A 14,354-nucleotide genomic window follows, 5' to 3' on the forward strand; every position below is an offset into this window, starting at 1 on the left:
ATCAAGAGAACCGTCCCCCTGATTGGTCTGAGATCCGCGCCTGCCTTACAACTATTGGCATACATTTTGACCTGCCTTTATATACTGTAGCATGACTGCTTGGTCTAAGTCAGGCAAAAAAGGGGGTCAAGCCGGTGCTGGGAAGTTTTCGTATTAGACTATTGGTGGTTATAGCCATAGTAGCCCTGGTGGGATACTCACTGCAGTCTGGCAATTGGAGCAGAAACCTGGTGGAACCAGCCCTGCGGGTGATCCTTTACGAGGATCAATGGGCTAATCGAGTCCTGGCCGCCTTTAGCGAACGCCTGGCCGGGCGGCAACTGGAACCGGCCGTATCTGACCAGGTGCTGCAGCTGCCCTGTGCTTACACAGGTGTATTGCTCCCCTTCGGAAGCAGCTGGTATACCGGCCAGAATGAATCCGAGCCTTCCCCGGGAATCCTGTTGCAGGTTAACCCCAACACGGCGGTAAAGCCGATTCTGCCGGGGAAGATTACCATGATTAAAGGTGAGGCGGGTCAGTACACGGCGGTCATTGAGCATGAACAGGGGCTGACTTCTGAATACGGACAACTGGATCGGGTATTGGTGCGCACCGGTCAGACAGTCACCAAAGATACCGTGATCGGACGCAGCGGGAACCAGTTTTATTTTGCCGTCAATTCCCCGCAAGGACCTTTGGATCCGAGCAATCTGTTTCCTTAATGATACCGATAGCGAAGCTTGCCGGTACCTCCTATCGCATCCACTGGCTGGTCCTGGCCTTGGTCGGATTATATACTTACCTGGGTCAAGGCCGGCTGTTGCTCCTGCTTATGGCAGCCCTGTTTTTTCATGAAATGGCCCATGTCATAACCGCCCGGGCGCTTGGTATCAAGGTTAGCGCAGTAGAATTGACTCCTTTTGGAGGGCAGGCACAAATTGCAGACTTTACGGGCCTAGAACCGGAAAAGGAACTATTCATGTCCCTGGCCGGCCCCTTGAGCAGTTTGAGTTTGGCGGCTTTTTTTTATTTTGTGCCTACCGGACTGGATGCTGATACCAGTTTGTGGTTGATGCGCTGCAACCTGTTTCTGGGCCTGTTCAATCTTCTGCCCGCTCTTCCCATGGACGGGGGCAGGATCCTGCGTTCCTGGCTTTCCCCCCTGATGGGCTTTAGAAAAAGCACCCGTTTGGCTGCCTTTACGGGTATGGCATTCGCTGCCGCCATCATCTGCCATGGGTTTTACTATACTTCAGAGGCTGTATATATGGCCCAGGAGATATTGGCAGGAATGGTCTTGTTCTGGTTTGCGGTGCGGGAAAGCCGCTTTTTGGCCTACTCTTTTATGCGTTACCTGATCCATAAAAAGTCGGAGTTGAACCGGCTGGGGTTTTTGGAAACCAGGCAGGTGGTCAGCTCCTGGGATACGCCGCTAAGATCCCTGCTCAAAGACACGCGCCCCAAGCATTATCTGATCGTGGTGGTTTTAGACGATTATCATCATGTGGCAAATGTTTATACCGAAGCCGAACTGATAGAATGCTTTATGGAGATAGGCCCTCTGGCCACTTTGCGCCAATGCCGACAGTGATAGGCGGCATTGCTTTTTAGGTGCGAAAACTCTATGATAAAAAATAAACATCGAGCGTTCCCAGGGTCGATTAGCTCTAACCGGGCCATTCTTCCAGGGACTGCCAGGAATATGGCTTTGGCAGCCTGAATCACTTCATTTGGCCTTCAAATTAATCAGACCGGGAAAGCCTCAGACTATTTAATAATACTGATTATGAGAACTCATGTAAGATGGGAGGCTGCCGATTTGCAGCAAAAACTTATCCGCGACATTCTGCCCCGGGTCAGTAAACCAGCCCGTTATACCGGCGGTGAACTTAATAGCATCAAAAAGAACTGGGATTCCTCCGGGGTGAAAATGCTGCTGGCATTCCCGGATGTTTATGAAGTAGGGATGTCGCATGTAGGCAGTAAGATCTTGTACGGCCTGGTAAATGAAAAGACCAACCACCTGTTGGAGCGCTGCTACGCGCCCTGGCCTGATATGGAGGCCATCATGCGCGAAGAGGGGATCCCGCTCTATTCATTGGAAAGCTTCCAACCCATTGAGAATTTTAATATTATCGGTTTTAGCCTGCAATACGAGCTGTCGCTGACCAATGTGCTGAACATGCTGGACCTGGGGCGAATCCCGGTCCTGGCTAAAGACCGGGAAGCGCAGCACCCCATCGTCATCGGGGGCGGTCCGGTATGCGCCAACCCGGAGCCGTTTGCTGATTTCTTCGATGCCCTGGTGATAGGCGACGGTGAAGAAGTGCTTTTAGAGATATTAGACCTGGTGCAGGGCTGCCGCGGGGTTCCCCGCCCCGACCTGCTGATGCAGATGGCACAGCTTGACGGGGTTTACGTTCCCTCTTTATATGAGGTTCAGTACGCTTCCCAGGGCCGCTTTGAATCCATCAAGCCCCTGGAGAGCAAGGCGCCGGAACGCGTCAGGCGCCGGGTGGTCAAGAGCCTGGATAAGGCTTATTTCCCGGAAAAGCCCGTAGTGCCGTACATGTCGGTGGTGCACGACCGGGCTGTCCTGGAGGTGATGCGCGGGTGCCAGCGGGGCTGCCGCTTCTGTCATGCCGGTATGGTCTACCGGCCGGTCAGGGAACGCCGGCTCAACACCCTTTTAGCGCAGGCTGAAGCTCAGATCCGCAGCACAGGCTATGATGAAGTCTCCCTGGTTTCTCTCAGCACCCTGGACTTCTCGCAGGTTAAGCCTCTGGTGGCGGAACTGGTGCAAAGATACCGGCCGGAAGGCATCGGAGTGGCCTTGCCCTCATTACGGGTGGATCAATTTTCGGTCGACCTGGCCAATGAAGTGCAAAAGGTGAGGAAAACCACCTTAACTCTGGCCCCGGAGGCCGGAACTCAGAGACTGCGCGATGTCATCAATAAAAATGTCACCGAAGAGCAATTGATGGATGCGGTGGAGGCGGCTTTCTCCTCCGGATGGACAGCTCTCAAGCTCTATTTTATGATGGGTTTGCCCCGGGAAAACTATGAGGATTTGGACGGTATCATCGACCTCCTGCTCAAGGTCAAGCGCCTCGGCGATGAACTGGCCCCCCGCCGGGTGGAGGTGCGGGCCAGCCTGGCCTGTTTTGTGCCCAAAGCCCACACCCCTTTTCAATGGAGGCCGCAGGACTCCATTGCGGAGCTTAGAGAAAAACGGCGCTATCTGAGTCGGCGCCGCTTAAAAGGCATAAAATTAAGCTTCCATGACGAAGAGACCAGTTTTCTGGAAGGCGCCATCGCCAGGGGAGACCGCAGAATGGCGCAGGTGATCCACCGGGCCTGGCAAAAGGGATGCCGATTTGACGGGTGGAGCGAGCATTTTCGCTTCCCGGCCTGGCAAGAGGCCTTGGCCGAGTGCGGGGTAGACCCCGACTTCTACGTCACCCGGGGAGTTGGTTATGATGAAGCCCTGCCCTGGGATTTTATTGATACCGGCATCGACAAGGAATTTCTGATCCGGGAGGACGAGCTGGCCAATAGCGGCATGAGCAGCAGTGACTGCCGCCATGAAGGCTGCAATGACTGCGGGGTGTGTCCGTCCCTGGAGGTGAATTTGGAGATTGGGGAGGGCGACGATGCGCTTGCGAGTGGAATATAGGGTGGGGCCGGAGCTGCGTTTCCTGGCCAATCTGGATATGATTCATGCCATGGAGAGGGCCTTGCGCCGGGCCAGAGTGCCTTACGCCCTGAGCGAAGGCTTCAATCCCCATATCAAGCTTTCGCTGGGAACAGTTTTGCCGGTGGGCCTGTGGGGGGAGCGCGAGTATTTCGACATCGAACTCAAGTCCGAGATGAGCGGGGAAGATTTCATCCACCGGCTCAATGCGGTGTTTCCGGTTGGCCTGTCCGCGCTCCAGGCAGTTGCCATAGCACCCTCCGCCCCTTCCATTATGGGCCTGGTTAATGCCGCCAGTTACGTCTTTAAGGTTGAAAAAGCGGATGAGGCAATTTTACATCAGGTGAATATGATTATGAACCGGCCTGAATTAGTTGTAGCCAGCCGGGGCAAAAAGAAAAACCGCACTAAAGACCTCAGGCCGGGGATACACAAAATCACTGTGATGACAGAGAAGCAATTTGATATCATAGAAATATGGGTCAGCACTGGAGAACCGGTCAATGTTCGCTTCGATGAACTGGCTGATATTTTGGGTGCCTGCGGCATACCTGCCGGGCACGTCATTGATGTATGGCGCAGCGGCAACTATTGCCAGGTCAATGAACAATTCTATACTCCTCTAGAGCAGGTGAAGCGTTTGTGATCAGAGAAATCATCGCTGAGGTATATCCCTGGGAATCCCGGGTGGCCATCGTCGAAGACGGGCGGCTGGCCGAGGTATTTTGGGCAGATCAAAATGAAAGCGTGGGCAATATCTATAAAGCGCGGGTAAAAGACATTATTCCCGGTCTGTCTTGCGCCTTTGTGGATATCGGCCTGGCCAAGAACGCCTTTTTGTATGCGGGGGATATCATTTCGCCGGGCAAGAAACGCGGCGGGCATGTTTTTGACCTCTTAAAAAGCGGGCAGGATATCCTGGTACAAGTGAAAAAAGAGGCTTTTTCTGAAAAAGGCGCCAGGGTGACCGGCAACATCACCATACCGGGACACTTTCTGGTCCTTTTGCCTTTTCAGGGGGAGGTCTCGATTTCGCGGAAGATCACTGACAGCAAGCGCAGAGAATGCTTGCGCAGTCTGGTGGACAGCTACAAACCCGCAGAATTTGGCTGCATCTTGCGAACCGCCTGCCTGGAAGCCGATGATGAGGAAATCCTGGCGGAGATGGATGAGCTGATCAAGGTCTGGCAAGAGATCGAGAGGCGCTACCAGCGCATGAAAACCCCCAGCCTGATCTATGAGGATATCGATGTTCTGGAGCGTACCCTGCGAGACTATCTGGACGTGGAGATACACCGCATCATACTCAACAATGAGCGGCTCAGGGAGCGGGTCTTGAATTATTTGCAGAATAAGGCCACGGTGTGCAATGCGGTAATTTATGAAGCCGGTGATTTATTCGAGAAATATAGTCTGGAAAAGGACATCCGCCGCGCCCTCAGGCGCAAAATATGGCTGAAAAACGGGGGCTATCTGATTGTGGATGAAACCGAGGCCATGACGGTCATTGATGTCAACAGCGGCAAATACACCGGCAAGGATGATTTCGAAGATACGGTATACCGCATCAATTGGGAGGCTTCCATAGAAATACCCCGCCAGCTGCGGCTGCGCTGTCTGGGTGGAATCATACTGATCGACTTTATCGACATGAAGAACAAACAGAATCAGGAAGAGATCGTGGAGACCCTGAAGCGCGAACTGGCAAAGGATAAGGCCCATACCCGCATTATCGGCATGACCGGGCTGGGGTTTTTGGAGATGACCCGCAAAAAATCGCGCTACGGGGTTTCGGAGATCTTTACCGACGAATGCACCCGCTGCAACGGCAAGGGGCGCACGGTCAACCTGCAGTCGGTAGCCTGCGAAATAAAACGCAAGCTGGTCAATATGGACTATTTGCAGCAGGACACTCTGATTTGCGAAGCCCATCCCGACCTTATCGAGGAGATGAACCGCGAAGCCAACGACCTGGCCTATATCGAAAAGCGCTCCGGCAAGAAGATCAAACTGCTAAAGAGCGATGACCTGGCCCCCCTGGAATACACCCTGCGGGGACAATAAGCCAAGAAAACATTTTAAATGTTGAGCAAGCTCAACCATATCAGGTAAGAAAAAGCCGACAGGATGGTGGTTATCACAATGGTAGTGCCAGCCAGGTCGGCTTCTCCATTCATCTGTGCAGCCAGGGTATAGTTGATCTCGGCGCTGGGTGCGGCCAGCATGATGAGCAAGGCTTTAGCCGTGGTGTCCAGGGGCAAACGCAATGCAGCCATCAGTCCGTATGCGATCAAAGGGAGCAGGAATAGTTTGAAAAGGCTGCTTGAAGCTAAAACCGGCCAGTGTTCGGGCTTGATAGCCAGGCTGAGGCTGGCCCCGATACAGCACAGTGCCAGAGGCAGGGTAAGCTGTGTCAGCAGCAGCAGGGCTTCCGCTATGAAATCGGGAATTGGGACTTCGAGCAGGGAAAACACTATGCCGGATGCAGCGCCGATGATCAGCGGGTTTTTTACCAGATCCAGCAGGAAAAGACGCAGATTAAAATGCTGGTTCTGCACCGGGCTGAAAGCCAGAACCGAAAGGATATTGACTATCGGTACGGCCAGGGCGGTGAGAACGCTGCCTATGGCCAAACCGCCGTCTCCCAGTGCGTAATAACAGACGGGAAGGCCTATATATACGAAGTTGGAACGGAAATTATCGTTGATGAAAGTGCTTAGAATGGAAGGCGGATAGTGGGCCAGTCCGCCCCATATCCAGCTTAATAGAAAAACCGCTCCTATGGCAGTTACCATCACCAGGAGATTGCCGGGGCTGAAGAGAGACTCAAAATCAGATTGGGAGATCTTGTGAAACAGCAAGAGGGGTAGAAATACATAGAAAATCAGCTGATTGGATTGTTCCACATATTGGTCTGTAAACAGGCCGCAGCGATGCAGCACGTAACCGGCTGCAAGAACTATAAAAATCGGGGCCAGGATGGTGAGGATCGCTGTCATGGCAGCCTCCCTGGTGTTCATTTTTGATATATCCGGGTTAAAGAGAAGCCAACGGCACCGGGTTCGTTCATATTACAGTATAATCTGCCTCAATATAGCGCTCAATGTATACATACAACTTTTGCCGTTATTTTGATATCGCGCACCTGAAAAGCTGCCAACAGCTCGACAAAAAAACCCGGGTTGAGAAATTCAACCCGGGAGACTGTCGTCACGGTCTAGATTTCTATGAAAGTTACCTCTCCGGAGTCCAGGTGGTACTTACCCCCCACAATAGTCAATTGCTTGTGCTCGGTTAAATGCTTTATTATCGGACTTGCCTGAATTGTTCTGATCACTGCCAGGATGTTCTGGTCTTCAACCTTGCGGTACAATTCATTCCCGGCTGCACCGGTTTGCTTTACCAAATCTACGGTTGGTTTAATCCGCTCAACAATAGCTGCGATACTGCCCGGCGCTTCGCCTCCATCCACAGTAGCCTTGACCGCGCCGCAGTAATCATGGCCCATAACCAGCAACAGCGGCGATCCCAGGTGTTCCACCCCGTACTCGATGCTGCCCAGGGCCACATCATCCACCACGTTGCCGGCCACGCGCACCACGAACAGGTCGCCCAGGCCTTGATTGAAGATGTGTTCCGGAGGAACCCTGGAATCAGAGCAGGTGAGGACCACAGCAAAAGGATACTGGCCATGGGTGCGCAGCTCCGAGCGCCTGGAGGAGCTAAGGTCGGTTGGAGCCGACTGTCCGGCAACATAGCGGCGGTTGCCTTCAATCAACCACTTTAAGGCTTCATTTGCGGTGACCTGGCTGCTTGCATTTTCGTGATTTATCTCTGTCAACTCTATTCCCCCCTGACTTATAATTAACCCTGATAGAATATTTCTTTATCCGAGATAATACTCCTGCAAAAAGATCACAGCGGTTTGAGGGACAATAAAATTACCAATGGACGTTGCGGTCAAAACCCTTCAATCTCGGCCATTCATGATTCAGCCGGCTTTGTGCAGACTTGACGAAGGCTATCTAATATGGTAAATTGGCATATGTGTTGCAAGTTTTTGCAACCGCTCGGTGAGGGTTCTCCAAATGGTCGGCAGACCTGCCTGTTCACCGGCGAGTCTAAAAAACGGAGGTGTATCTATTGATGTATGCTATTATTAAAACCGGTGGCAAGCAGTACCGTGTCAATGAGGGGAGTATTCTGAAAATTGAAAAGATAGCCGGAGAGAAGGGCGACAAAGTCACTTTTTCCGAGGTACTCCTGGTAAGCGAAGACGATGGCGTTTTAAAGGTCGGCAACCCGATGGTGGCCAATGCCTCAGTCAGCGCAGAAATTTATGAACAGGGCAAAGAAAAGAAGATTGTAGTATACAAGTATAAAAAAAGGAAGAATTATCGTCGCAAGCAAGGGCACAGACAGCCGTTTACCAAGATTAAAATAGACCAGATCGTGGTAGGATGATTACGGTAAGTATGGAATACCGGGGAGGGCATATCGCCGCCTTCACCATCACCGGTCATGCCGGCCAGGCTGCTCCGGGCCGGGATATCTATTGCGCCGGGGTTTCGGCCATAGCTCAAACCGCAGTGCTGGGCCTGGCAAAACATCTGGCCACGGTTCCGCAGCTACAGATTATAGAGGGCGAAAACGCCCTGATGGAGTGTATCTTGCCGGATGATCTGAGTTCAGACGATCAATATAAGGCACAACTGATATTATCCACCATGGAAGCGGGTTTGTTGTCCTTGGAGGAGGCTTACCCGGGATACGTTAAAGTGAGAATCAGGAGGTAATAACCATGTTCACATTTAACCTGCAATTATTTGCTCATAAAAAAGGGGTGGGCAGCTCCAAGAACGGACGCGACAGCACCTCCAAGCGCCTGGGCGTAAAAAGGTCGGATGGTCAATTTGTCAAGGCCGGAAATATTCTGGTCAGACAGCGCGGCACCAAGATCCATCCCGGCAACAATGTAATGATCGGCGGAGATGATACCCTGTTTGCAGTTGTCGACGGCGCGGTCAAGTTCGAAAGAAAGGGCCGCGATAAGAAGCAGGTCAGTGTCTATCCCCTGGAATCAGCCGCTCAGTAAGCTTAAGCCTAAGACTTGATACTCGTTTTAAAGACCCCTGGAGTTTTTCAGGGGTTTTTGTTATCATTAGTTCACGTCCGGGGGGATAATTATGGAAGCCGACCAAATGGTAAACCTATTGCGCAGAATAAGGCATGATTATGGCAATGATCTGCAGGTCATAATGGGATATATCGATCTGGGCAAACCTGAGCAAGCCCGCGAATATATACATTCCATAGTCGAACAGCACCTGCGGGAGCGCTTGCTGTTTGAGAGCATGCCCGCCGAAGCCGCACTGTATTTTTATCAACAAGCCTTATTATGCGGGGATTTAGGAGTAATACTAAGATATAAAAACTGGCAGATGGATTCCCATGCCGTGTTTGAACAAAAGCAAGAGCCTTATCAAAGCCTTAAAAGACTGGCAGAGGAGGCGGCCTGGCGATTGGACGAGGACCCTTGCATCTACGCCAGTATAACGGCGAAAGACGGCAAAGGCCAGGTGGTGTTCTCCGGCCATGTTCTGGGCAGGGAAGTCCTGGTGCAAATAGAGGAGTGACATCATGTTTATAGATGAGGCCCGGGTATATGTTAAAGGGGGCGATGGAGGCAACGGCATTGTAGCCTTTCGCCGGGAGAAATATGTCCCCCAGGGAGGCCCTGCCGGCGGCGACGGGGGGCGAGGAGGCAATGTCATATTCCAGGCCGATGAGGGCTTGAGAACCCTGATGGATTTTAGATACAATCGCCATTTCAAAGCTGAACGCGGTCAACATGGCCAGGGGAAAAACATGCACGGCGCCTGGGGGCAGGACCTGGTGGTGCGGGTGCCGGCGGGCACCGTCCTCAAAGACGAAGAAAGCGGCGAAATGATCGCCGATCTTACCGAACATGGCCAGGAGGCCCTGGTAGCCAAAGGGGGACGGGGCGGACGCGGCAATTCGCGCTTTTCCAGCTCTGTGAACCGGGCCCCGACCGTTTCGGAAAACGGCGAACCCGGGGTGGAAAGATGGCTCAAATTGGAGCTGAAACTGCTGGCTGATGTAGGCCTGGTGGGCTTTCCCAATGCGGGCAAATCCACCTTGATCTCGCGTATTTCGGCGGCCCGTCCCAAAATAGCCGACTATCCTTTTACCACCCTGACCCCTAATCTGGGGGTGGTGGAGACCCGCGATCATGAGAGCTTTGTGGTGGCCGATATTCCCGGCTTGATCGAAGGAGCCCATCAGGGAGCCGGTTTAGGGCACGCATTTCTGCGCCATATAGAGAGAACCCGGGTCTTGCTGTTCATTTTGGATGCGGCTGAAACGGAAGGCCGTGACGTGCTGCAGGACTATGAGACCTTGCAGCGGGAGTTGGCCAGCCACAACCCTAAATTGATGGAACGCCCCTTTCTGGTCGCAGCCAATAAGATGGACCTGCCCCAGGCCGGGGCCAACCGGAGTAGGCTGGAGGAGGCTTTCGGGGAGCGGCTGATGTTTATCTCCGCGGTGACCGGACAGGGTGTGGGCGAATTGATCGAACGGCTCCACCGCCTGCTGCAGCAAGCCCCCCCGCCAGAAGCCGAAGAAGTGGAAGAAGCCGTGGTTACCCGTTTTGTAGATGAAGTCCCCTTCATGATTGATGTGGTCGACGGGGTCTATGTGGTCACCGGCAACCGCATCGAGAAGCTCTTAACCATGACCAATTTTTCCACTGACGAAGGCCTGCAAAGATTTCAGCGCACCATAAATCGCATGGGGCTGGAAGACGCGCTGAAAGCGCAGGGGATCAAAGCAGGCGATACGGTGCGTATCAAGGACATGGAATTCGATTACAGCGAATAGGAGAATTGTGAGGCGGCGGCAGCCTGGATCAGGCGGCTGTCAATATAAACCATAGGAAGTGTTTGGGAGTGAATAGACGCAAGAAGCTGGAAACCGCACAGAGGGTGGTTGTCAAGGTAGGGACCAGCACTTTGACCCATGCTAATGGCAAACTCAACCTGTGCCGCATCGAACAGCTGGTTCGGGAGATGGCCGATTTGCATAATCGCGATCTGGAGGTCATCCTGGTCAGCTCCGGCGCCATAAGGGTGGGGGCAAACCGCATGGGCTTGAAGCGGATCCCCACCACCATACCGGAAAAACAGGCTCTGGCGGCCATAGGTCAGGGCGCCCTGATGCAGCTTTACGAGAAACTCTTTTCGGAATACCATCAAACCGTTGCCCAGGTTTTGCTGACCCGGGGCGATTTTGATGAGCGCATCCGCTACTTAAACGCCACCAATGCACTTTTATCCCTGCTTAAAATGGAAGTAATACCGATCATCAATGAGAATGACACGGTTGCGGTAGAAGAGATCAAATTCGGAGACAATGACACCCTCTCGGCTCTGGTGGCCGGGCTGGTGGATGCCGATATGCTGATTATTCTCTCCGATGTAAACGGGCTGTATAATGCGGATCCCCGCGCATCTGACAATGCCCGCCTCTTGAGAAGGGTGACCGAGATCACCCCGGAGATGGAAGCCAGTTCCCACAACCGCGGCAGCAGCTTTGCCAGCGGGGGGATGTTCACCAAACTGAAGGCGGCTAGAATATGTATGGCTTCGGGAATAACCATGATCATTGCCAACAGTGCGGAGGATAATGTCATTCGCAGAATCGTTGCCGGTGAGGAAGTAGGAACCCTGTTCGTCCCCCGGGAGGGCAAAATGCATGCCCGGGAAAAATGGCTGGCATTTGGCAGCCTGGTGCAGGGATATATAGAGGTCGATGAGGGGGCTGCCGCAGCTTTGACCAGAAAAGGCCGGAGCCTTCTGGCCTCTGGAATCAGCGCTGTTTCAGGAGAATTTGACCGCGGGGCGGTGGTGGGAGTGAAGAGTTCGGGCGGCCAGGAGATCGCCCGGGGCATAGCCCATTACAATGCCGGGGAGATCCGCCTCATCGCCGGCAGGAAAAGCAGTGAAATTGAACAGATCCTGGGGGAAAAAGACTATGATGAGGTCATCCATCGCAACAACCTGTGGGTGGTGCGGTAGATTTGTGAAAAGTGGGATCAAGGAGTGACAATTTAATGGATGAGAACCTGAGGAACATTTTGCTGGAACAAGGAAAGCGGGCCAAAAAGGCCTCCCGGCTTCTGGCCACCGCTTCCACAACCGTAAAGAACCGGGCCCTCTATGCCATGGCCGATGCCCTTGAAGCCAGCAGAGAGGAGATCATTGCCGCCAATGCCGCCGACCTGCAAAACGGCCGCAATATAGGCCTAACTTCGGCCTTGCTGGAAAGGCTCTCCCTGGATGAAAAAAGGGTGGCCGATATGGCTCAGGGCTTGCGCGAGATTGCGGCCCTTCCCGACCCGGTAGGCGAGGTGCTGGGTATGACCCGGCGCCCCAACGGCCTGGAGGTGGGCCGGGTGCGCACCCCTATCGGCGTGATCGGCATCATATATGAATCCCGGCCCAACGTGACCGCAGACGCTGCCGGTTTATGCCTGAAGTCGGGCAACGCCATCCTCCTGCGGGGAGGAGAAGAAGCCCTCAATTCCAACCGCGAGATTGCCAGGGTGATATCGGAGGCTGCCTATAGTCAGGGTATACCCGAGGGTGCTATCGAACTGGTTGACAGCGATGACCGTGAGGCGGCGGTCTTTATGATGAAAATGCACGACACCATCGATGTGCTCATTCCCAGAGGCGGCAAAGGCCTCAAGCAAGCGGTAACAGAAAACGCCAGCGTGCCGGTGATCATGACCGGCATGGGCAACTGTCATGTCTATGTGGATGAGTATGCTGATATTGAAAAAGCCCTCCCTATCGTATTCAACGCCAAGGTGCAGCGCCCTTCGGTGTGCAACGCCGCTGAAACCCTTTTGGTACACAGTAAAATAGCCCCGGTATTTTTGCCTCTAATCTTGCCCAAATTACAGAAAGCCGGGGTGGAGATCCGTGCCTGTGAACGTGCCCGCGATATAGTGTATGGTCTTAAAGCGGCCACAGAAGCGGATTGGAGTGAGGAATACCTGGATTTAATCCTGGCGGTCAAGCTGGTGGACGATGTGGAAGAGGCTATCAGCCACATCAACACCTATGGCACCGGGCACAGTGAGGCCATTGTCAGTGAAAACTACGGTCATGTGCGCCGCTTCATGTCTGCTGTAGACGCCGCAGCGGTTTACGCCAATGCCTCCACCCGCTTCACCGACGGCAATGTATTCGGCTTCGGCGCTGAAATGGGCATAAGCACCCAGAAGCTCCATGCCCGCGGTCCCATGGGCCTCACCGAACTGACCACCATCAAGTTTATTGTCTATGGTGACGGCCAGATCAGGGAATAGCCGAATCAAAGCCAGTGTAAGGACGGCGCCGGAAGTGCTTGTCAACGGTGACAGCGTCATCAACATCACCGACGCGGTGTTGATCTTAAAACACATTACCAACTCGGATGTGCCCTTTCCGGTGGAGACCAACTATTAAGAATTCTTGTAATACCGTATTGCAACTTAAAGTTGCTACGTTAAAGATATGTTTATTCTGTAAGAGCGAGCGGAAGAAGAGTCGCAGGGACGGTTCTTTTGACTCAACCGTAGCCAATAAATTAAAGATAGCGGACGAACCAGCATCCCATGTATTTGGAGGTCATGAAAGCTGGTTAGATTTTAGTGGATTCATACCGGGTCAAGGTCTCTAGATCCGCGGCCATTTATATCACAGATGATGACTCATTTGGCTTATTCTAGTATTATGGAAATATAAGGGAGATGGCTGAATGAGCAGACAGCAAAGAATCATGAGTACCACCGGTATTTATCATATTATGCTCAGGGGAAATGAACGTAAGAACATTTTTTCCAATCGCCGAGACAAACAATGTTTTCTCGAGAGTGTTGCCATCAAGCTGGAACAAATGGATTTCTCTTTATATGCCTACTGTTTAATGGATAACCATGTTCATATTTTGCTAAACACCAGGGAAAAAGATTTGTCGTCGATAATGAAGGGCATAGCGGTTCGTTATGCCTATTTCTTTAACGCCCGATACAGCAGAGTTGGTCATGTATTTCAGGATCGTTATAAAAGTGAAGCTGTTGAAGATGAGCCATATCTCCTGGCAGTAACGCGGTATATCCACAATAATCCTGTTAAAGCCGGAATTGTTGATAAACCACAGCAGTATCCATGGAGCAGTTATAAAAATTATGTTGACTTTGAAGACGATAAGCTGGTGGATACCCACTTCATATTGCGACTGTTTTCGGACAACCTGAAAATCGCGGTTAAGAACTTTGAGCGTTTTTCAAATGAAACGGATTGCGGTGAATATCTTGATTACAACGATGAATATGAAATCCGCAGTGTCAATGATGGAAGAATCTACCTGGAAAAGTATCTAAAAGAAAAATGGTCTGGAAGGACATTGGCGGAGGCCCTAGCTGAAGACCGGAGAGGAGTCATCTTGGATCTCAGGACCAACACCAAACTATCAGTGCGGGCTATTGCAGAGTTGCTGGGCGTGAACAGGAATGTGGTGGAACGGACGCGAATTGGTTGAGTCAAAAGAACCGTCCCCATGACTCCAAAATACCTGCTCTCACTGCTTAACGAAGCTTGTAAAACAA

At 52.4% G+C, this 14,354-nt stretch carries 15 protein-coding genes and 1 other annotated feature; of the genes, 13 read left to right on the forward strand and 2 right to left on the reverse strand.

All coding sequences use genetic code 11. From position 1 onward, the window contains the following. The first annotated feature begins 134 nt into the window (after positions 1–134). The 5 genes from B3W37_RS00315 (at position 135) to B3W37_RS00335 (ending at position 5,740) form a co-directional block, all read left to right on the forward strand. The gene (locus B3W37_RS00315; RefSeq protein ID WP_483171969.1) at positions 135–704 is read left to right on the forward strand and encodes a peptidoglycan DD-metalloendopeptidase family protein; all 570 of its coding nucleotides are present in this window, start codon (positions 135–137) and stop codon (positions 702–704) included. Then, positions 704–1,573: a site-2 protease family protein gene (locus B3W37_RS00320; RefSeq protein ID WP_483171968.1), complete on the forward strand. Its 870-nt coding sequence runs from the start codon at positions 704–706 to the stop codon at positions 1,571–1,573. The genes B3W37_RS00315 and B3W37_RS00320 overlap by 1 nt, the downstream gene beginning before the upstream one ends. A 195-nt stretch (positions 1,574–1,768) precedes the next feature. Further along, positions 1,769–3,658 carry a TIGR03960 family B12-binding radical SAM protein gene (locus tag B3W37_RS00325; protein ID WP_483174441.1) on the forward strand — a complete coding sequence of 630 codons (1,890 nt, stop codon included), beginning with the start codon at positions 1,769–1,771 and terminating at the stop codon, positions 3,656–3,658. Continuing rightward, positions 3,636–4,322 (forward strand): TIGR03936 family radical SAM-associated protein, encoded by a 687-nt coding sequence (locus B3W37_RS00330; protein ID WP_483171966.1) that lies wholly within the window; start codon positions 3,636–3,638, stop codon positions 4,320–4,322. The genes B3W37_RS00325 and B3W37_RS00330 overlap by 23 nt, the downstream gene beginning before the upstream one ends. Continuing rightward, positions 4,319–5,740 (forward strand): Rne/Rng family ribonuclease, encoded by a 1,422-nt coding sequence (locus B3W37_RS00335; protein ID WP_483171965.1) that lies wholly within the window; start codon positions 4,319–4,321, stop codon positions 5,738–5,740. The genes B3W37_RS00330 and B3W37_RS00335 overlap by 4 nt, the downstream gene beginning before the upstream one ends. 14 nt (positions 5,741–5,754) lie before the next feature. Here the strand turns inward: B3W37_RS00335 and B3W37_RS00340 are convergent, their stop codons facing one another. Together B3W37_RS00340 and B3W37_RS00345 are read right to left on the reverse strand one after the other, a co-directional pair. Next, positions 5,755–6,696, reverse strand: coding sequence for an AEC family transporter (locus B3W37_RS00340; protein ID WP_483174442.1), 942 nt, complete (start codon positions 6,694–6,696; stop codon positions 5,755–5,757). Between the two features lie 197 nt (positions 6,697–6,893). Further along, positions 6,894–7,517 (reverse strand): carbonic anhydrase, encoded by a 624-nt coding sequence (locus B3W37_RS00345; protein WP_481037893.1) that lies wholly within the window; start codon positions 7,515–7,517, stop codon positions 6,894–6,896. A gap of 213 nt (positions 7,518–7,730) precedes the next feature. Next, positions 7,731–7,809 (forward strand) — a sequence feature (ribosomal protein L21 leader region). Between the two features lie 13 nt (positions 7,810–7,822). On the opposite strand from B3W37_RS00345, the gene rplU reads away from it, so the two are divergent. The 8 genes from rplU (at position 7,823) to B3W37_RS00385 (ending at position 14,287) form a co-directional block, all read left to right on the forward strand. Next, entirely contained in the window at positions 7,823–8,140 is a 318-nt protein-coding gene (gene rplU, locus B3W37_RS00350; protein WP_483171981.1) for a 50S ribosomal protein L21, read from the forward strand. Continuing rightward, the gene (locus B3W37_RS00355; RefSeq protein WP_483174443.1) at positions 8,137–8,472 is read left to right on the forward strand and encodes a ribosomal-processing cysteine protease Prp; all 336 of its coding nucleotides are present in this window, start codon (positions 8,137–8,139) and stop codon (positions 8,470–8,472) included. The genes rplU and B3W37_RS00355 overlap by 4 nt, the downstream gene beginning before the upstream one ends. A gap of 5 nt (positions 8,473–8,477) precedes the next feature. Further along, positions 8,478–8,771: a 50S ribosomal protein L27 gene (rpmA, locus tag B3W37_RS00360; RefSeq protein ID WP_481037895.1), complete on the forward strand. Its 294-nt coding sequence runs from the start codon at positions 8,478–8,480 to the stop codon at positions 8,769–8,771. 91 nt (positions 8,772–8,862) lie between these two features. Next, positions 8,863–9,312: a Spo0B domain-containing protein gene (locus tag B3W37_RS00365; protein ID WP_483171963.1), complete on the forward strand. Its 450-nt coding sequence runs from the start codon at positions 8,863–8,865 to the stop codon at positions 9,310–9,312. 4 nt (positions 9,313–9,316) lie between these two features. Beyond that, positions 9,317–10,579, forward strand: a complete 1,263-nt coding sequence (gene obgE, locus B3W37_RS00370; protein WP_483174444.1) for a GTPase ObgE — start codon at positions 9,317–9,319, stop codon at positions 10,577–10,579. A gap of 68 nt (positions 10,580–10,647) precedes the next feature. Then, on the forward strand, positions 10,648–11,775 hold the full coding sequence (gene proB / locus B3W37_RS00375) for a glutamate 5-kinase (protein WP_483171961.1): 1,128 nt from the start codon (positions 10,648–10,650) through the stop codon (positions 11,773–11,775). Between the two features lie 35 nt (positions 11,776–11,810). Continuing rightward, the gene (locus B3W37_RS00380; RefSeq protein ID WP_483174445.1) at positions 11,811–13,073 is read left to right on the forward strand and encodes a glutamate-5-semialdehyde dehydrogenase; all 1,263 of its coding nucleotides are present in this window, start codon (positions 11,811–11,813) and stop codon (positions 13,071–13,073) included. A gap of 431 nt (positions 13,074–13,504) precedes the next feature. Beyond that, positions 13,505–14,287, forward strand: coding sequence for an REP-associated tyrosine transposase (locus B3W37_RS00385; protein WP_483171959.1), 783 nt, complete (start codon positions 13,505–13,507; stop codon positions 14,285–14,287). Positions 14,288–14,354: the final 67 nt, after the last annotated feature.

The organism is Syntrophomonas sp. UBA5494 (assembly GCF_002426325.1).